Annotated in this window: 10 protein-coding genes; 3 read left to right on the top strand and 7 right to left on the bottom strand. The window is 68.2% G+C overall.

Translation table 11 applies throughout. The features are described 5' to 3' along the window. Positions 1–7: 7 nt before the first annotated feature. Complete coding sequence (locus CYFUS_RS40980) at positions 8–2,515, bottom strand: glycogen/starch/alpha-glucan phosphorylase (protein WP_095990150.1); 2,508 nt, start codon at positions 2,513–2,515, stop codon at positions 8–10. A 312-nt stretch (positions 2,516–2,827) separates the two neighbouring features. On the opposite strand from CYFUS_RS40980, the gene CYFUS_RS40975 reads away from it, so the two are divergent. Next, entirely contained in the window at positions 2,828–3,415 is a 588-nt protein-coding gene (locus CYFUS_RS40975) for a TIGR02265 family protein (RefSeq protein WP_095990149.1), read from the top strand. Positions 3,416–3,458: 43 nt separating this feature from the next. On the opposite strand, the gene CYFUS_RS40970 is transcribed toward CYFUS_RS40975, so the two are convergent. The 6 genes from CYFUS_RS40970 to CYFUS_RS40945 form a co-directional block, all read right to left on the bottom strand. After that, on the bottom strand, positions 3,459–4,541 hold the full coding sequence (locus CYFUS_RS40970) for a class I SAM-dependent methyltransferase (RefSeq protein WP_157758949.1): 1,083 nt from the start codon (positions 4,539–4,541) through the stop codon (positions 3,459–3,461). A 178-nt stretch (positions 4,542–4,719) separates the two neighbouring features. Beyond that, positions 4,720–5,892 carry a peptidoglycan DD-metalloendopeptidase family protein gene (locus CYFUS_RS40965; protein WP_095990147.1) on the bottom strand — a complete coding sequence of 391 codons (1,173 nt, stop codon included), beginning with the start codon at positions 5,890–5,892 and terminating at the stop codon, positions 4,720–4,722. A gap of 155 nt (positions 5,893–6,047) precedes the next feature. Then, positions 6,048–7,541, bottom strand: coding sequence for a SpoVR family protein (locus CYFUS_RS40960; RefSeq protein ID WP_095990146.1), 1,494 nt, complete (start codon positions 7,539–7,541; stop codon positions 6,048–6,050). Between the two features lie 48 nt (positions 7,542–7,589). After that, on the bottom strand, positions 7,590–8,699 hold the full coding sequence (locus tag CYFUS_RS40955; protein ID WP_095990145.1) for a DUF444 family protein: 1,110 nt from the start codon (positions 8,697–8,699) through the stop codon (positions 7,590–7,592). Positions 8,700–8,720: 21 nt separating this feature from the next. After that, positions 8,721–10,793, bottom strand: a complete 2,073-nt coding sequence (locus tag CYFUS_RS40950; RefSeq protein ID WP_095990144.1) for a PrkA family serine protein kinase — start codon at positions 10,791–10,793, stop codon at positions 8,721–8,723. A 427-nt stretch (positions 10,794–11,220) separates the two neighbouring features. Beyond that, positions 11,221–14,793 carry a PAS domain-containing protein gene (locus CYFUS_RS40945; RefSeq protein ID WP_198316315.1) on the bottom strand — a complete coding sequence of 1,191 codons (3,573 nt, stop codon included), beginning with the start codon at positions 14,791–14,793 and terminating at the stop codon, positions 11,221–11,223. A gap of 347 nt (positions 14,794–15,140) precedes the next feature. Here CYFUS_RS40945 and CYFUS_RS40940 point away from each other — a divergent pair, with 347 nt between their 5' ends. Continuing rightward, entirely contained in the window at positions 15,141–16,736 is a 1,596-nt protein-coding gene (locus tag CYFUS_RS40940) for an ArnT family glycosyltransferase (protein ID WP_095990142.1), read from the top strand. Positions 16,737–16,868: 132 nt separating this feature from the next. Then, positions 16,869–19,325: an ATP-binding protein gene (locus CYFUS_RS40935; protein ID WP_095990141.1), complete on the top strand. Its 2,457-nt coding sequence runs from the start codon at positions 16,869–16,871 to the stop codon at positions 19,323–19,325. The last annotated feature ends 31 nt before the right edge of the window (positions 19,326–19,356 follow it).

Below are 19,356 nucleotides of genomic sequence, written 5' to 3'. Positions count from 1 at the left end.
CGTCAGCTCAGGGCTTCACGTCGATGCGCTTCACCTGCCAGATCTCCTCGGCGTACTGCTTGATGGTGCGGTCCGAGGAGAAGATGCCGCCGTGCGCCACGTTGTGGATGGCCATGCGCGTCCAGCGCTCGGTGTCCTTGTAGGCGCGCGCCACTTCCTGCTGCCTGGCCGCGTACGAGGCGAAGTCGGCCAGCACGAGGTAGCGGTCCTCCTCGAGCAGGCTATCCACCAGTGGCCGGAAGAGGTTCTTGTCCTCCGGCGAGAAGAAGCCCGAGCCGATGAGATCCAGCGCCTCGCGCAGCTCCACGTTGCGCTCGTACTCTTCCCGGGGCCGGTAGCCGGCGCGCTTGCGGGCGATCACCTCGTCGGCGGTGAGGCCGAAGAGGAAGAAGTTGTCGTCGCCCACCGCCTGGCGGATCTCCACGTTCGCGCCGTCCAGCGTGCCCAGGGTGAGCGCGCCGTTGAGCATGAACTTCATGTTGCCCGTGCCCGACGCCTCCCAGCCCGCGGTGGAGATCTGCTCGGACACGTCCGCCGCCGGGATGATGCGCTCGGCGAGGCTCACCCGGTAGTTGGGGATGAACAGCACCTGCAGGCCCGTGGTGCCCGCGTCGCTGTTGACCACCTCGGCGATGCCGTTGATGAGGCGGATGATGAGCTTGGCCTGCACGTAGCCCGGGGCCGCCTTGGCGCCGAAGAGGAACACGCGCGGGGCGATGATGGTGCTCGGGTCGCGCCGCGCCTTCATCCACAGCGACACGATGTGCACCGCGTCGAGCAGCTGCCGCTTGTACTCGTGCAGACGCTTGATCTGCACGTCGAAGATGGCGTCCGGGTTGAGGTCCACCCCGCACAGCCCCTGGAGGTGGCGCGACAGGTCCACCTTGTTCTGCCGCTTCACCTCGGCGAAGGCCTGGCGGAACGCCGCGTCGTCGGCGAGCGGCTCGAGCTTGCGCAGCTGATCCAGGTCCGTGACCCAGCCCTCCCCGATGCGGCTGGTGATGAGTCTGGCCAGCCGGGGGTTGCTCCACAGCATCCAGCGGCGCGGCGTCACGCCGTTGGTCTTGTTGTTGAAGCGCTCGGGGAACATCTCCGCGAACTCGGGCAGCACGTCACGCCGCAAGAGGTTGGTGTGCAGCTCCGCCACGCCGTTGATGCTGTGGCTGCCCACCACCGCCAGGTGCGCCATGCGGATCTTCTTCTCCGCGCCTTCCTCCACGAGGCTCATGCGGCGGATGCGCTCGGTGTCGAAGGGGTAGCGGATCTGCACCTGGCGCAGGAATCGCTGGTTGATTTCGTAGATGATTTCCAGGTGGCGTGGCAGCAGGCGCTCGAAGAGCGAGGCCGGCCACTTCTCCATGGCCTCGGCCAGGAGCGTGTGGTTGGTGTAGCCGAAGGTGGCCTGGGTGATGGCGGCGGCCTCTTCCCAGCCCAGGCGCTTCTCGTCCACGAGCACGCGCATCAGCTCGGCCACGCCGATGGCCGGGTGGGTGTCGTTGAGCTGGATGGCGACCTTCTTGGGGAAGTCGCGGAAGTCCGAGTGGTTCTTGAGGTAGCGCCGGACGATGTCCGCGATGGAGCAGGCGACGAAGAAGTACTGCTGCTTGAGGCGCAGCTCCTTGCCGGCCTGGAAGGCATCGTTGGGGTAGAGCACCTTGGAGATGACTTCCGAGTCGTTCTTCTCCACCACCGAGCGCTCGTAGTCACCGGCGTTGAAGAGCTTGAGGTCGAACTCCTCGCTGGCGCGCGCCTGCCACAGCCGCAGGGTGTTGACGGTGTTGTTGCCGTAGCCGGCGATGGGCGTGTCGTAGGGCACGCCGATGACCGTCTTGCCGCCCACCCAGCGCGCCACGGGCTTGCCGTCCGTGCCGTGGAAGTGCTCCACGTGCCCATAGAAGCGCACCGGCACCGCCTTCTCCGGCCGGACGATCTCCCACGGGTTGCCGAACTTCAGCCACTCGTCGGCGCGCTCCACCTGGTAGCCGTCGATGATGTCCTGGGTGAAGATGCCGAACTCGTAGCGGATGCCGTAGCCCATGCCGGGGTAGCCCAGCGTGGCGAGCGAGTCGAGGAAGCACGCGGCGAGCCGCCCGAGGCCGCCGTTGCCGAGCCCCGCGTCCGGCTCCATCTCCACGAGCGCGCCCAGGTCCACGCCCACCTCGCGCATGGCCTGCTCGGCGGCCTCGTACATGCCGATGTTGAGCAGGTTGTTGCCCAGGGCGCGGCCCAGCAGGTACTCCGCGGACAGGTAGTACGCGCGCTTGACGTCCTGCTCGTAGTAGGTGCGCGCCGTGCGCACCCACCGGTTGGCGAGCCGGTCTCGCACCGCCAGTGCCAGGGCCATGAAGTGATCGTGGGCGGTGGCGTTTTCCGGGTTCTTGCCGCGCGAGTAGCGCACGTGCTCGAGGAAGCCACGGTGCACGCTGTGGGGATCCAGCCCGGTGCGGCTGGACTCCTGCGCCGTATCCGGCGAGGCGGGGGTGGTCGGGGTGAGGATGGGTGAGGCGTTCGACATTCGAGGGGTTCCTCGTGAGACGCACGGCCCTCTGGGCCAGCCGTGTGTGGAGCATGATAGGGTAGACCGACCCACGTTGGACCGCACCGAAAGAAACCCGTGGCCGGCCCCCCGCCGAGGTCTCTTCCATGCTCCGGTTTGGTCGGGAGTTTCAAAGACTTTCCTGGATATCCAGGCTCACGGGCGGAAGTATGACCGCGCGTGCATCCTGTCCCGGAGGACGAGGAGCGCTCGCGAAGCGGGGGAGGACTCTGGTAGGAAGCGGGATCATCCAGGTTCTGCCTCCAACCTGGGACCTAGAAGGTTCCTTTCATGCCCACTGACAAGAACGACCTCGCTCAGCGGATCGCCATCTGCAAGCCCGAGGACACCGTGAGGGGCTTCATCTTCAAGTCGGTGTACGGCCTGGTGGAGCAGCGGATGGGGAACACGGGGGTGGATCGGCTGCTGCAGCAGCTGCGGGTGAACAAGCTGCCCGTGGACTTCTTCTCCTACCCGTCGGCGGATTTCCTGCGGTTGCTCTACACGGCCTCGGACATGCTGGAGCCGTACTATCCGTCGGTGGAGGAGGCGATCCGCGCGTGTGGGGCGGCCACCGTCACGGGCTTCTTCAAGTCCTACGTGGGCAACACCCTGGTGAAGCTCATCGGGATGAACGATCCCAAGCGGCTGTTCTCCTCGGTGGACACCGTCTATTCCACGCTGGTGAGCTACGGGAAGCGCTCGTACGAGGACCTGGGCCCGACGCGCTACCGGCTGGACTTCCAGGGGGACATGCAGCCGGTGTACTTCCACGAGGGCGCCCACCGCGAGGCCCTGCGGGTCATGCGTGGCAACGGCACGGTGACGGGGACGGTCCTCACGCTCAACCACGCGCAGTACCTGCACGAGTACACCTGAGCACACGCGCCCCGTCTTCTCTCCCCCCGGGAAGCGGCCTGGCTCAGACCTGCTTCTGGCCGGCCCAGAGGATGTTGGTGTGGGAGGACGCGTCGGTGATGTTCTCCAGCGTCTTCACGCCGCGCGCGGGAGTGCCCTCGCACAGGGCCTGGAACTTGTCCTGGGTGCGGTGGATGACGTACCAGTCACACACGTACTCCATGAAGGACTGCCAGGGGTTCTCCTGGTGCAGGTTCGTCAGCAGGAGCAGGCCGCCGGGCGCGAGCAGTGAGCTCATGGTGTCCAGGAAGCGGTGGATGACGTTGTCCTTGAGGTAGTCGAGGATGCCGGCGGCGATGACCACGTCCATGGGGCCCTCCGGGTGGCGCAGCTTCTCCGGGGCCTCGCGCTGGCGCAGCAGGTTGTAGGTGGACATCTGGATGAAGCGCACGTTGGGCGGGGGCACGCCATTGCGTGGCAGCCGGGCGAGCTTCTCGAACTGGCGGCGGTTGAAGTCGAGCGGGGCGGGATCGAAGTCGGACAGCGTGAAGTCGCCGGTGCTGCCCAGCGCCGTGTACTCACGCAGGGTGTGCTCGGGCCCGCAGGCGAAGGACAGCACGCGCATGGGGCGCCCCAGGGCCTGGGCCTGGCGGTGCAGGTGGCCGAGCAGCCAGGGCACGCGGGCGCGGTGTCCCCGGCCGGGTCCGCAGTTGATGGAGTAGTGCGTGAGGATGCGCGCGAGCGTGGACACGCCCCGGTCCTCGCTGTCGAAGATCATCTCCACCGTGACGTAGTCGCCGGGGTAGCCCAGGGGCTTGTCCACCGCGCGCCGCACGAAGGGGCTCTGCAGGAAGAAGGGCTGGACGGCCGAGCGGTGGTGCTCCAGCGCCCGCTCGCGCTCCTCGCTCGTGAGCTGGTGGTTGAGCTGTGTGAGGCGATGAAAATAGCCATCCAGCCAGACGGTGACTTCCGGCAGGCGCTTGCGCAGCAGTGCCGCCTGCTCCTCCTGCATCTCCTGGCGCTGCTGGGGATCTCTCGGAAAGCGCGCCAGACGCTCGGGAAGACCCTGTTGCAGCTCGGCGCTGAGGCTCACGAGTCCACGGTGGAGTTCCTCGGCGGTATGGATGAAGTCTGCGATCGCGGGCATGGGGGTGGGGGGATTGGGAAGGGGGGGCAAGGAGCTGCGACGACGGGAAAATCCCATCCTATCAGACAGGTTGCCCCTCGGGCATAGCCTCCGACCCCGGGACAGTATCCCCCTCCCCGAGGGGAATGTGCGAACGAACCCTACATGAGAGGTAGGGTGGACCCGCGCGGGAGAGGGCTCAGGGCTGGGCGCTGGCCTGGGCCACGGAGACGGCGTCGAGCCGCTCGGCCAGGGGAGCCACCTTCGCGCGGAAGTCCGCGAGCAGGCTCTTGGGGAGCGGCTCGGTGCGAGGGAAGTTCTGGTTGAGCGGGTTGACGTAGTGGCCGCTGCGCTTGAGGGCGTAGTGCAGGTGGGGGCCGGTGCTGCGGCCCGTGTTGCCCGACAGGGCGATGACCTGCTTCTGGCTCACCCGGGCGCCCGCGCGCACGCCCTGTCCGAAGCGCGACAGGTGCAGGTAGCACGTCTCGAAGCCATTGCTGTGCCGCAGGCACACGGTGTTGCCGCCGGCGCCCGTGTTGGCCGCCACCGTGACGGTGCCATCGGCCACGGCCCACACGGGCGTGCCCACGCTCGCCGCGTAGTCCACGCCGTTGTGGGCCTTCACGTACTGGAGCACCGGGTGGAAGCGGCTGCCGAAGGTGCTCGTCACGTGGGCGTACTTGAGCGGGCTCTTGAGGAAGGCCTTGCGCGCGCTCGCGCCGTCCTCCTGGAAGAAGCTCGGCTTGCCGTCCGGCAGCTCGTAGCGGAAGACGCGCTTCTTGCCCACCGACTCCCCCTGGTAGCTCGCCGCCAGCACCTCGCCGTAGCGCAGGAAGCGGCCCTTGGAGACGAACTTCTCCACCACCGCGCGCGCCCGGTCCCCCCGCCGCACGTCCCGGTAGAAGTCGATGTCCCAGGCGAACACGTCCGCCAGCACCATGCCGATGAGCGGATCCTCCCCCGCCGCCAGTGCCGCCTCGTAGAGCGAGGAGTTGACCTCCAGCGACACCACCGCCACCTGCTTCTCCACCTCGATGGCGCGCTTGCTGCCCACGAAGCGATCGCCATCGCGGCGCACCTGCCACTCGTCCACCGCGCTCTGCCGGTAGCCGAAGAAGTCCAGCTCGCCCTCGCGCAGCACCAGGCGGAACTGGTCGCCCACGCGCGACTTGCGGAAGTCGAACACGCCCTCCAGCGCGGAGATGACCGCGCTCACCTGCTCCGGCGGCAGTCCCGCCTCCTGCAGGGCCACCGCGAGCGGCTGGTTGGGCTCGATGCGGCGGTTGCGCACGCTGTACGAGGTGGTGGCGGCTTCGACGAGGGGCGCGGCGAACAGCACACCCAGGCACAGGACGACGGGGGCGAGTCTCATGGGGCTCGCGCAGTGTAAGGGAGCTACAGGGCTGTTCCCAAATTCCAGCCCCTCCTCTTCTCCTCCCCGGCGGGAACTCGGCCGCCTGGTCGGTTCTCAATCCAACCAGACGGTGTTTTTTCCGCGGGGCGGCAACGCGGCGGGCAGAGCGCCTCTCAGAGATCGATCTTCTTCTCGGTGTGGTTCTGCCCGTCGAAGCGCAGCAGCACGCCCTTGTTGTCGTAGCGGGTGATGATGCACGCGGGGCGGCGCCACAGCGACTGCACGTTGCGCAGCGTCTCGCGCGCGTAGTCGCCCTTGAGATCCTGCCCGTCGTGCTTGTGCGCCATGAGCAGCTCGCCACGGTTGTCGTGGTTGCCGTCCACCACCTCGATGATGGGCTGGCCGAAGTTGGTGAGCTGCTGCAGCAGCTTGTTCTTCACCTTGCGGAACTCCCGGTCGAGGATCTCCCAGGAGTTGCGCTTGTCGTTGAAGCCATAGACGAAGAGCTTCTGGTCGATGGCGAACTCGGCGGTGAGGAAGGTGTCGATGAAGGTGATGTCGTTGTAGTGCTTGCGCACCTCGAAGATCTTCTCGCGGCCCTGGTTGAGCTTCTTGTCCCAGGAGCGGCGCGCGCGCAGGTCATCGCACTCGTCCCACTCCTTGCCGAAGCGGCCCTTGTTCCAGCGCTCCTCGATGTCGCGCCACAGCTCGATGCCGAGCTTGTACGGGTTGAGCGCGCCGGGCCGGGTGCCCATGGTGCCCGAGTGCCGATCCGCGTAGTCGATGACCTCGTCGTCCTTGAGCGCGCGCCGGGTCATGATGGTGGAGTGCCAGTAGCTGGCCCAGCCCTCGTTCATGATCTTCGTCTGGCCCTGGGGCGCGAAGTAGTAGGCCTCGTCGCGGATGATGGAGAGGATGTCCGACTCCCACGGCTCGAGCGGGGCGTGCTCCAGCAGGAAGGCGAGCACGTCGCGCTGGGGGCGCTCGGGGAACTTCTTCGTCCGCGCCTTCTCCTCCTCCACCTTCTTGCGCTGGCTGTCGAGGAACTCGGAGGGGTTGATGAAGCCGCGCATGTACTCGCGGTTCACCTTGAAGCCCTCCACGCGCTCGTTGCTCTTCAGCTCGTCCTCGGCGCGCTGGGGGTCCGGATTGCGGCGGATGTGGGGCGCGTGCTGATCGATGAGGTTCTCCAGCGACAGCGCCCGGTCGATGAAGTCCTCCACCTTCTCCACGCCAATCTTGTCGATCCACCGGCGCACGCGCGTGGCGTGGTTGGCCATGTCGTCGATCATCCGGCGGTTGGTGTGGCGGAAGGAGAAGTTGTTCTTGAAGAAGTCGCAGTGCCCGTACACGTGCGCCATGACCAGCTTCTGGTCCACGTCCGAGTTGCTCTCCAGCAGGTAGGCGTAGCAGGGGTCGTTGTTGATGACGAGCTCGTAGATCTTGCTCAGTCCGTACTCGTACCCCTTGGACAGCTGCTCGTACTCCATGCCCCAGCGCCAGTGCGGGTAGCGCGTGGGGAAGCCGCCATAGGCGGCCACCATGTTGAGCTCGTCGTAGCTGACGACCTCGAAGATGGTCTCGAAGAAGTCGAGGCCGAACTCCCGGGCATGGCCCTCGATCTCCTGCTTCAGTTTGGCCAGCGGCGGGGTGAGGCTCTTGGGCATCGCGAACTCCGGAAGCGGGGGGCGGCGGGCGGGAGGAGGCGAGGGGCCTTAGCGGCCCTTGCCGAGGAAGTCCTTGATGGAGGCGTAGATGGCGTCCTTGTCGGCGATCTCGCTCAGGGCGACGTTGGTGGAGTCACCCACGGCCTCGCGCAAGTCCTTGATGAACTGGCCACTGCCGTAGGGGCTCTCCACCTGGCCGTAGGCGAACTGGTTCACGTTGGGCAGGACGTCCTCGCGGAGCATCTCGATGCACTGGCGCGTGTCATCCGCGCTCCAGTTGTCGCCGTCGGAGAAGTGGAAGGGGTAGATGTTCCACGCGCTCTTGGGGTAGTCGGACTTGATGATGTCCCGGCACAGCTTGTAGGCGCTGGAGATCATCGTGCCGCCGGACTCGCGGGTGTGGAAGAAGGTGTCTCGGTCCACCTCGCGCGCCACGGCGTCGTGGATGATGTAGCGCGCCTCCAGGCCCTTGTACTGGTGGCGCAGCCACGTATCGAGCCAGAAGCTCTCGATGCGGACGATCTCCTTCTGCTCGTCACCCATGGAGCCGGACACGTCCATCATGTAGATGATGACGGCGTTCGTCTCCGGCAGCTCCTGGAGCTTGTAGCTGCGGTAGCGCCGGTCCTCGCGCGTGGGGATGATGACGGGCCGGGCCGGGTCATACGTGCCCATGGCGATCTGCCGCCGCAGGGCCTGCTTGTAGGTGCGCTTGAAGTGGCGCAGCGACTCGGGGCCGGTGGTGTTGACCCCGGTGTACTTGATCTTCTGGGTGACGATCTTCTCGTTCTGTCGCCGCTCGATGTTGGGCAGGCGCAGCTCCTCGCCCAATATCTGCGCCAGCTCGTCGAGCGTGACGTCGACCTCGAGCGAGTGGTCGCCCTCGCCCTGGCCGGCCTGGTGCCCGTCCCCGGGCTGGACGGCGCCCGGGGAGAGCTGCTGGCCCACGTCCCCATCCCCCTGCCCGACACCCCCCTGCTCCTTGTGGCCGTACTTGAAGTGGGGGATGTCGATGAAGGGAATGGGGATGGAGATCGTGTCCTTGCCCTTCTTGCCGATCATCTCCCCCTTCTGCACGTATTTGCGCAGGTTGGATTTGATCTTCCCGCGGACGATCTGTTTGAAGCGTGAGTGGTCCTGGTGGATGCGCAAAGACACGAGTGCTCCCCTTCCCGGTTGCTATTCCTTGGCGTCACCGCGCGCGAAGATGCTCGCCACGAAGTTGAGCACGTCCGTGGAGCAGATCTCGCAGTAGCCGTAGTTCTTCATCAACCGGTCCTTCACCAGGTCGATCTTCTCCTGCGTCTCCTTGTCCACCACCGTGGACACCAGGTTCTTCAGCTTGATGCTGTCCTTCTGGTCCTCGAACAGCTTGAGCTCGAGCGCCTTGTGGAGCCGCTCGTTGGTCCGGTAGTTGAACGTCTTGCCGTCCACGGCGAGCGCGCCGATGTAGTTCATGATCTCCCGGCGGAAGTCGTCCTTGCGGCTGTCGGGGATGTCGATCTTCTCTTCGATCGACCGCATCAGGCGCTCGTCCGGCTCCTCGTAGAGGCCGGTGTACTTGTTCTTGACCTTCTCCTTCTGGGTGTAGGCCTTGATGTTGTCGATGTAGTTGCCGCACAGCTTGCCGATGGCGTCCTCGTCGGCGCTGATGGCGCGCTGGACCTCGTTCTTGACGATGTCCTCGTACTCCTGCTTCACGCTGGTGAGCATCTCGCGGAAGCGCTTGCGGGCGTCGTCGCTGTTGATGAGCGAGTGGCCCTTGAGGCCGGCCTCCAGCTCGTTGAGCACCATGAAGGGGTTGATGCAGCCCTCGCCCTTGTCGCTCACCAGGGCGTTGGAGATCTTGTCCTGGATGTAGCGGGCGCTGATGCCATCGAGGCCCTCGCGGCTGGCCTCCTTGCGCAACTCCTTGATGTTGTCCTCGGTGAAGTTGGGCAGGGTCTTGCCGTTGTAGAGCTTGAGCTTCTGCAGGAGCGACAGGTTGTGCTTCTTGGGCTCCTCCAGGCGCGTGAGCACCGCCCACATGGCCGCCATCTCCAGCGTGTGCGGCGCGATGTGCTTGCCCTTGATGGCGCGGGAGTTGAAGTCCTTCTCGTAGATCTTCACCTCCTCGGACAGCTTGGTGATGTACGGGATGTCGATCTTCACCGTACGGTCACGCAGGGCCTCCATGAACTCGTTGGTCTCGAGCTTCTTGAACTCGGGCTCGTTGGTGTGCCCGATGATGACCTCGTCGATGTCCGTCTGGGGGAACTTCTTGGGCTTGATCTTGTGCTCTTGCGAGGCACCCAGGAGATCATAGAGGAAGGCCACGTCGAGCTTGAGCACCTCGACGAACTCGATGAGGCCGCGGTTGGCGATGTTGAACTCGCCATCGAAGTTGAAGGCGCGCGGGTCCGAGTCCGAGCCGTACTCGGCGATCTTCCGGTAGTTGATGTCGCCGGTGAGCTCGGTGGAGTCCTGGTTCTTCTCGTCCTTGGGCTGGAAGGTGCCGATGCCCACGCGGTCCTTCTCGCTGAAGACGAGCCGGTTGACCGTGGTGTGCTCGATGACCTTGGCGAAGTCGCCCTTGTACTGGGTCATCAGGTCCTTGAAGACGTAGCGGCACGCGGGACACAGCTCGCTGCCATCCGGGATGCTGTAGCCGTTGTCCGAGGAACTCAGCTCGGAGAAGATCTTGGAGCGCCACTCGCGGGGGATGAGGTTGAGCGGCTCCTCGTTCATCGGGCACTTCATCTTCTCGCGCACGGTGCCCGCGCCGTCCGGGTTCTTCTTGTCCAGCGTCCAGCTGAAGGTGTAGGCGGCGCCCTCGGGCGTCTTGGAGTACTCCTCCAGGCCCTTCTTGAGCAGGCGGGCGATGGTGGACTTCGACGAGCCCACGGGGCCGTGCAGCAGGATGACGCGCTTTTCCGTGCCGTAGCCCTGGGCGGCGGACTTGAAGACGTTGACCAGCTTCATCAGCGGCACGTCCAGGCCGAAGATGGCGTCACGGCCGCCGAACTTCTCGTCGGAGAAGAAGTGGTAGCGGATGAGCTTCTTCTTGTTGTCGATGTACTCCGTCTTCCCGTGCGAGAGGATCATGTCGTAGATCCTCTGGAAGGCGGTGCGGGTGACCTTGGGGTTCTTGCGGACGATCTCCAGGTAGTCCTCGAAGGACCCTTCCCAGTGGAGCTCCGCGTAGGTCTTCGCGTCCTGGAGCGCGGCGATGCGTGCGATCCACGACGAGCCCTTGTTTTCCACGTCCTTCATGACGCTCCCTCGGGCCCTCCAGAGGCGCGGAATTCCCGCGCTCTCTCGGAAGGCCAAGAATTGAACCTGGGGGGGTAATGGGCCATTCCAATCCCACCCGTGACGGGTCCCAGAAAGACACGACCGTGCGACCAGCCCTTTCGGGACCCCGCCGCGGGGTGGGACCGCGAGGCAAGAACGTGAAGGGCGCGTCGTGACCACGGCGCTTCCCCTCCACGGGGTGAAAAGGCACAGATGATTATACGCGCGAGCCCCGGCGCGCGCAGGGGGGGGGGCTCCGGCAGGTCATCATTGAACGGCCAGGTCGACGGATGGGCGGAAATTGAACGCTCGGCTGTGGGGTCTCGTCCCCTCCCGCGCTACATGTCGGCACTGCACGGACAGGCAGGGGACCGAGAGGGTGTCTGGTGACGGACACCCGGGGTGTTCAGCCGCGGGGCGAGAGGGCCACGAGGTTGGAGAGCACGGAGAGCAGCTCGTCGGGCTCGACGGGCTTGGACACGTGCATGTCGAAGCCCGCGGTGAGGGCCCGGGCGCGGTCCTCGACGCGGGCGTAGGCGGTGAGGGCCACCGCGGCGATGGTTCCGCCCTGGGCGGGGGGCAGGGCGCGCACCCGGTTGATGAGCGCGTAGCCGTCCTCGCCGGGCATGCCGATGTCCGAGACGAGCAGCTCGGGCCGCTCGGCGACGAGCACGCGCAGGGCCTCCTGGGCGGAGGCGGCGGTGCTCACGCGCGCCCCGTGGTCCTCCATCACCAGCCGGAGCATCTCGCGGCTGTCATCCTGGTCATCCACGACGAGGACGTGCCGCCCGGCGAGGGCGGGCCAGGTGCTGGGGGCGGAGGTGCTCGAGGGCGTGGAGGCTCGCGGTGTGAGGGAGGACGGCGTGGGGGGCAGGCGGACGGTGAAGAGGGCGCCCCGGCCCGGGGCCCGGCTGGTGGCGTGCACCGTTCCCCCATGCAACTCCACGAGGTGGCGCACGATGGCGAGCCCCAGGCCCAGGCCTCCGTGCTGGCGTGTGCTGCCTCCTTCCAGCCGGCGGAAGCGCTCGAAGAGGTGGGGCAGGAATTCCTCGGGAATCCCCGGGCCCTCGTCCTCCACCGTCAGCTCCACCGCGCCGCCCTCGCGCCGCAGCCTCACCCACACGTTGTGGTCTCCGGGGGAGAACTTCACCGCGTTGGACAGCAGGTTCCACGCCACCTGCTGCAGGCGCGCCGCGTCTCCCATCACCACGTCGTCCTGGGTGTCGAGCTCGGCGTTCAAGCGCATGCCCTTGGCCTCCGCCGCGGGGCGCAGGGACTCCATGGCCGCCTGGATGATGCCCGCCAGGTGGACCGGCTGGGGTTCCAGCCTCAGCTTGCCGGAGACGATGCGGCTGACGTCCAGCAGGTCCTCGATGAGCTGGGCCTGGGCGTGGGCGTTGCGGTCCACGGTCTCCAGCGCGCGCGCATGCTTGGCGGGGGACAGACGGCCATCCCGTAGCAGCTTCAGCCAGCCGATCATCGCCGTGAGCGGTGTGCGCAGCTCATGGCTGACGGTGGCGAGGAACTCGTCCTTGAGCCGGTTGGCCTCCTCGGCCCGTTCGCGCTCCGTCCGGGCGAGGGAGAAGAGCCGCGCGTTGTCGATGGCGAGCGCCGCGCGGTGTGCCATCTCCTCGAGCCGCAGCACGTCGCCGCGCTCGTAGCGGCGTCCGGAGTGCGAGGTGGTGAGGAACGTCAGCACGCCGAGCGTGCGGCCTCGCGCCAGCAGCGGCACGGACACGACCGAGCGCAGCTTGAGCGCCAGCACGACGCGCAGGTGCTCGGCGTCGCGGGTGTACTCCTGCAGGTGCGTGCCCGTCACCTCGGCCAGGTAGATGGTCTGGTCCGTGCGCGCCGCCTGGGGGGCGGAGCCGGTGGAGGGCAGGCGGGGAGGAAAGCGCCGCAGGATGTCGGCGAGGTCCGCGAGCGCGGGGTCGGCGTGGGCCACCTCGACCCGCTCCAGGTGATCCTCCTCGCCCATCACGTCCACGATGCACCAGTCGGCCAGCGTGGGCACGGCGAGGCGGGCCACCTGCCGGAGCGTCTCCGCGTGCTCCAGCGAGGCCGCCAGCACGCCACTCATTTCGGAGAGGAAGCGCAGGGACTCGGTGCCGCGCTTCTGGTCGTCGATGTCCGTGCAGGCGCCAATCCAGTGGGTGCAGTTGCCCGCGGAGTCGCGCAGGGCCAGGCCCCGCGTGATGAACCAGCGGTAGGCCGCGTCCGCGCCCCGGCGCAGCCGGTACTCGATGACGTAGGGCTCTCCGCTGGCGACCGAGCGCCGCGTCGTCACGAGCGTGGGCGCGACGTCGTCCGGATGCAGGGCGCGCATCCAGCCATCTCCCCGGGCCTGCTCGGCGGTCTGCCCCGTGTACTCGTACCAGCGCGGGTTGAAGTACTCGGCCGCCCCATCCGCGCGCGACATCCAGATGAGCTGGGGAATGGTCTCCGCGAGGATGCGGAAGCGGTTCTCCGACTCGCGCTGCGACTGCTCGGCGAGCTTGCGCTGGGTGATGTCCAGGAGCACGCCCGCGAGCTTCACCGGCTGCCCGGCGTCGTCGAACAGGAGGCGGCCCCGGTTCTCGTGCCAGCGCATGCCGCCGTCCGCGCGCAGGATGCGGTACTCCAAGCGGAACTCACCCGGGTCGTTGCTCGAGGGCGCCAGGCGCTGGGCCAGCAGCTCGCGGTCCTCGGGGTGGACGAGCGCCAGGAAGGAGTCCACGGTGCCCGGAAACGTGTGGGGCGCCATGCCGGACATCGCCTCGGCCTGGGCGGACCACACCACGCGCCGGGTGCGCAGGTCCGCCTCCCAGGAGCCCACGTCCGAGGCCTTCAGGGTCCGCCGCAGGTGGGCCTCGTTCTCACGCAGCGCCGTTTCCGCCCGCTGGCGCTGGGACAGGGCCTCCTCCGCGGCGCGCCGCGCGCCCACCTGCTCCGTCACCTCCACCGCGAACAGCAACACGGCATCCACCTGTCCGCGCTCATCCTGCAGGGGCTGGTAGGTGAGGTTGACGAAGGACTCGGTGGTCCGGCCGTCCGCGGCGCGCTCGAGCACGAGGCGGTAGCCGTTGGTCGTATAGGGCTGGCCGGTGCTCAGCACCGTGTTGAACATCTCGACGAGGCGGCCGCCCGGGGGTTCGGCGTGGACGTCGCGCACGGTGCGGCCCACCAGCTCACGGCCGCCGTAGAGCTTCAAGAGCGCCGGGTTGGCCAGCTCGCAGCGCTGATCGGACGCCCGGAACAGGCCCACCGCGGCGGGCACCTGCAGGATGATGCGCTGGTAGTACAGGCGCTGCCGCTCGCCCTCCGCCGCCATCCGGGTTTCCTGCTCCCGCGTGCGCGCCCGCTCGCGCTCGAGCTGTTCCCGCTCCCGCAGGCGCATGTCCCGCCTGGAGCTGAACGCGGCGATGCCGAGGAAGGCGAGCAGGAAGCCGCTGCCTCCCAGGACGATGAGGTCGGCCCGCGCGGAGGCCCGGACCAGCTCCGCGTTCTGCTCCGCGAGGCGTCGCTCCTCCTCCTGGTCCATCGTCCGCTCGACCTGCCACAACTCGTCCATCCCGCGCTGGCTCGTCTCCGCGCGCAGCGCCTGGAGCGCGGCGTCCGCCTTGCCGGCGCGCATGAGCGCGAGGGGCCGCTCCATCGACGCGAGCTCGCGCTGGATGAGCGAGGCCATCCGGTCGAGCCGCTCTCGCTGGCGGAGGTCATCCGGCGCGAGGGAGCGCAGGCGATCGAGGGAGGGGCCGATGAGCCGCCGGGCCTCCTCGTGAGCGGCCAGGCTCCGCTCCTCGCGCAGCAGCAGGTAGCCGCGCTGGCTCGTCTCCGCTTCCTTCACCAGGGAGACCAGGTGGTCCGCTTCGTTGATGAAGTCCAGGGTGCGCGCCAGGCGGAAGGAGGCCTGGGTCAGCGCATGGCTCGAGCGCAGGAAGAGGCCGGCGATGAGGACCACGGAGAGCAGCGCCGCGGCGTACCCGGCGAGCGCCGGCATCGCGGGCCAACCCGGGCTCTGGGGGGATGGGCCCCGAGGAGAGGGAGAACCGGGGCGCTGTGGAGGGATTGCGTCCATGCCTGGGTCGGAGTGCTGGGCTCCATGCCGCTGCCGGGGCGGCGATGGGCCAGGGTCGCACGGGGCGCTGCGTAACACATCGCCACGTGAAAAGACGCGGTTGCTCCCGGGCATGCGTGCCATGGAACACAACGCCTGGGAAACCCCAGGGGGAACTTCCACACGCACATGGGCGCCGCCCGGCAACAGGGTAGGGGAGTGAGAAAAGGTCCACTCCGGGGAGGTGGTCCCTTGGTTTTGGGCCGCGCCTGCGTATTCTCCGCGGCCTCATGTCGTCCGCCTCGCCCGTTCCCTCCCCACCCTCGCGCCTTCCGGGCGCCTCGTCCCCCCTCTCCGCGGTGCCCGATGCCGCGCCGGAGCCCTCCACCCGGCTGCTGATCGGTCTGCTGATCGCCGCGGCGCTGTTGCCTCGTCTGCTGTTGATGCCCTTCAACGAGAACTATTACGGGGACGCGGTGGCGCGCACGGAGCTGTCCGAGCGCTGGGCACGTGAGCCGCACGTGATCACGTCCTACGGAGACGGCACCTACCAGTTCGGTCCGCTCCACATCTATCTCGTGGGGGCGGCGCTCAAGGCGGTGCCGGACAAGGCGCTCGCGGGCCGTCTGGTGAGCCTGCTGTTCGGAGTGCTGGCGGTGGTGCCCCTCTTCTCGCTCACCCGGAGGTTGTTCGGCTGGCGCGCGGGGATGGTGGCGGGGCTGTCGCTGAGCGTCTGGGGCATGCACCTGCAGATGTCCACGACGGCCGCCAGCGAGGCGCTCTCGCTCTTCCTCATGCTGTGGGTGTTCGCGCTGGTGGCCCGGGGACTGGACGAGAACCGCATGGGCCCGCTCTTCGGGGCGGCGGCGGTGCTCAACCTCGCGTGCGCCACGCGCTACGACGCCTGGCTGTTCATGCCGCTCTTGTGCCTGGCGCTGCTCTTCTGGGGGCCGGACCGGATCGCCGGCCTCACGCGCGCGGTGGGCTTCGGCATCGTGTGCCTGCCCTTTCCGCTGCTGTGGATGCAGGGCAACGAGATGGCGCATGGGGATCCGTTCTTCCCCATCCGCGCGGTGGAGCAGTTCCATGACGCCTGGGTGAAGGACGGCATCGCCCGGGTGGGTCCGTGGCGCTACCGCCTGGAGAGCCTGGCCTTCTGGCCCGCCATGGCGCTGCTCACCCTGTCGCCCGGAGTGGCCCTGCTGGGCATGGCGGGCATGTGGCGCACGTGGCGCACGCGGCCGGACGTGCGCTGGTTGACGCTCGCGGCGGTGGTGCCCACCGCGTACTTCACCTTCCGGGCCGCGGTGTTGCTCGACTTCCAGCCGCTCGGGCGCTTCACGGTGACGGAGCTCGCGTTGCTGTTGCCCTTCGTGGGGCCCGGCTTCGTGGCGTGCGTGGGCTCGCGCGGGGCTGGGGTGCGCGGCGCGCTGGCCGGTGTGTGCGCGGTGCTGGCGGTGGCGGTGCCCGTGGCCATGGGCCTCTACACGTTCCGCGCCGATGGTGGTCTGCGCGACAGCCTGCGGCCCGTGAGCCCCACCTCCACCAACCCGGTACCCCTGATGCAGGTGGCCCGCTTCCTCAAGGACGAGGTCGCCGCCAAGGGTGGCGCGGCCGTGCTCGACGAGGATCCGAGCTACATGGACCTCCAGCTCGCCTTCTTCTCCGGCCTGGACGATGAGCGGCTCGCCCGGGTGCGCTGGGCCACCTTCCGCGATCACCTGCGCCGCGCCCAGCCGGAGTACCTCGTGCGCTTCGAGCAGGGCCGCCTGGTGAAGGACGCGGGCGTGAAGTGGGACGGGGGACGCACGCTGGTGCTCGATGGCGTGGAGTACGGCGAACTCGACGGCTTCTCTCCGCCGCTGCACGTGTACCGGCGCCGCTGAGTGCTGGAGGGCTCGCTCGCCCGGGGCTCGGCCTCGCGGCGAGCGCTCCTCCTCCTCGAGGGGCGACGGCCAGGGGGACGAGGCGTCGAGGCTCCGGGCTGAATGAGGGCCGGGTGAGACGTTGCTCCGCGGATGGTCAAGCACGGCACTGTCGGCACGGAGCAGTTCCACCTCGGCTGCTTCATCCACACCCAGCGGGCTCGGATCCTGGCGGATTGGGAAGAGGCGGTTCGTCGGCTCCCCTACGCCCAGGGACTCTCCCGGCCCCGGTTGCTCGATCATCTGCCAGAGCTGCTGGACCGCATCGCCAACGTGGTGGAGACGGTCCACACCGGTGGCGAGTCGTCGCTCGACGAGATGCCCGAGGTGCACGCCCTCGAGCGGCTGGACTCGGGGTACGACCTGGACGAGGTGGCCGAGGAGTACGCGCTGCTGCGCGCCTGCATCCTCCAGCTCTATGGCGAGCACCTCGCCTCCGTGGGGGCCTCGTCCCTGGCGGTGGCCATGCGGGAGATGGTGTCCTTCAACCGCACGTTCGACGAGGCGGTGTCCGCCGCCGTTTCCCGCTACACCCGCGCCCGCGAGCGCACGCTGGTGGCGCTCGATCGCATCTCCGAGGCGGCGCTCGGGACGGAGGACCTGGACGTCTTCCTGCCGAGGTTGCTGCGCGTGATGTTGGAGACCACCGAGGCGGTGGACTCCGTCACCCTGCTGCTACGCGAGGAAGACGTGTTGCGCATGCGCGCGTCGGTGGGCCTGGAGGGTGACGGGGCGCGGGACTTCTGCGAGCGCCTGGGCGAGGGCTTCAGCGGGCTCATCGCGGCGGAGCAGCACCCGTTCGAGGTGCGCTCGGCGGCGACGGATTCCCGGGTGCGCTGCGAGGCGCTCCGAGCCCGGGGAACACGGGCCCTGTATGGCGTGCCCCTGATGTACGGCGGCGAGGTCATCGGCGTGGCCCAGATGGGCAGCCGCACCACCTTCGAGTTCTCCAACGAGGACATGCTGCTCTTTCGCGCGATGGTGAGCCGGGTCACCGCGCTCATCATCCAGGCGGGGCTCGCCGCGCGGGAGCACGCCGCTCGCATGGAGGCGGAGGAGGGTCGGCAACTGCTGCAACTGCTCATCGAGCAGAGCAGTGACTCCATCATCATGGCGGATGCGCGGGGCGTGCTGCGGGTCTTCAACTCCGCGGCCGCGCGCGTGCATGGCTCCGGTCTGAAGGATGTGCCTCCGTTCGAGTGGAGCGAGGCCTACGGACTGCTCACCCTGGACGAGCGGCCCCTGCGCTCGGAGGACACACCACTCTTCCGCGCCCTGCACAACGAGGTGGTGACGGAGGCGAGGTGGAAGGTGCGGCACGCGGATGGTTCGGTTCGCACCTTGAGCGGCACCGCGTCGCCGCTGCGCCGGCCGGATGGCTCGCTGGTGGGGGCCGTGCTCAACGCCCGGGACGAGACCGAGCGGTTGCGCCGCGAGCAGGAGCGGCTCGAGATGCTCGCGTTGCTGGACGCGCTGCTGGCCACGGCCCCCGTGGGCCTGGCCTTCCTGGACGGTGAGCTGCGCTACGTGCGCGTCAACGAGATGGTCGCCGCCGCCCACGGTCAGCCCATGGAGGCCTTTCCGGGCAGGACCCTGGCCGAGGTGCTCGGCGACGAGGCCGCGTGCATCGAGCCGCTGCTGCGGCGGGTGCTGGAGACCGGGGAGATGCTCAAGGGGCACGAGTTCGAGGTTCCCTCCTCCGGGGCCTCCGGCGTCCGTGCGCATTGGGTGGGGGATTACTTTCCGGTGCGGGCGGGGGACGGACGGGTGCTCGGGGTGGGCTGCGTGGTGTCGGACATCACCGATCGCAAGCAGCAGGAGGAGCGGATGCGCCAGACGGCGGAGTTCCGCGAGCGCTTCCTGGGCATCGTCTCGCACGATCTGCGCAACCCCCTCAACGCCATCCTGCTGTCCGCCAGCGCGCTGTTGAAGCTGGACAGCATGCCCCCGGGTCATGTGCAGCGGGTGCGCCGCATCGTCACCAGCGCCGGGCGCATGGGGCGGATGATTGGCGAGCTGCTCGACTTCACCCGCGGACGGCTGGGCGGGGGAATTCCCATCCAGCCGCGAGCCGCCAACCTGCGCCACCTCTGCCAGCAGGTGTTGGAGGAACTGGAGAGCAGCCACCCGGGCCGGGAGCTGCGCCTGAGGGCGGAGGGCGACTTCCAGGGAGTCTGGGACGCGGATCGGCTCGTCCAACTGCTGGGCAACCTGGGCAAGAACGCACTCGACTACAGCCCGCCCGGCACCCCGGTGGACTTCGTGCTGCACGACGAGGAAGACGCCGTGCGGGTGGAGGTGCACAACGAGGGGCCGCCCATCCCGGCGAGCCTGCTGCCGGAGATCTTCGAGCCCTTCCGGCGGGCCGTGTCGGGAGAGACGTCCCCGCGCTCCGGCCTGGGGCTGGGGCTCTTCATCGTGCAGCGGATCGCCCAGGCCCACGAAGGCCGCGTCGAGGTGCGCTCCACGGAGGACGCGGGGACGACCTTCACCCTGTTCCTGCCCCGGCGGGCGCGGCGGGTCCCCGAGTCCGGTGGCGAGCGGCACTGACTCGCCGCTCGCCGCGGGACCTCGGGGCGCG

It is taken from the genome of Cystobacter fuscus (genome assembly GCF_002305875.1).
GTDB classification, from domain to species: Bacteria; Myxococcota; Myxococcia; order Myxococcales; family Myxococcaceae; genus Cystobacter; species Cystobacter fuscus_A.
The sequence above is the reverse complement of the archived record's forward strand: the minus strand, read 5'-3'. Positions and strand labels throughout refer to the sequence as shown.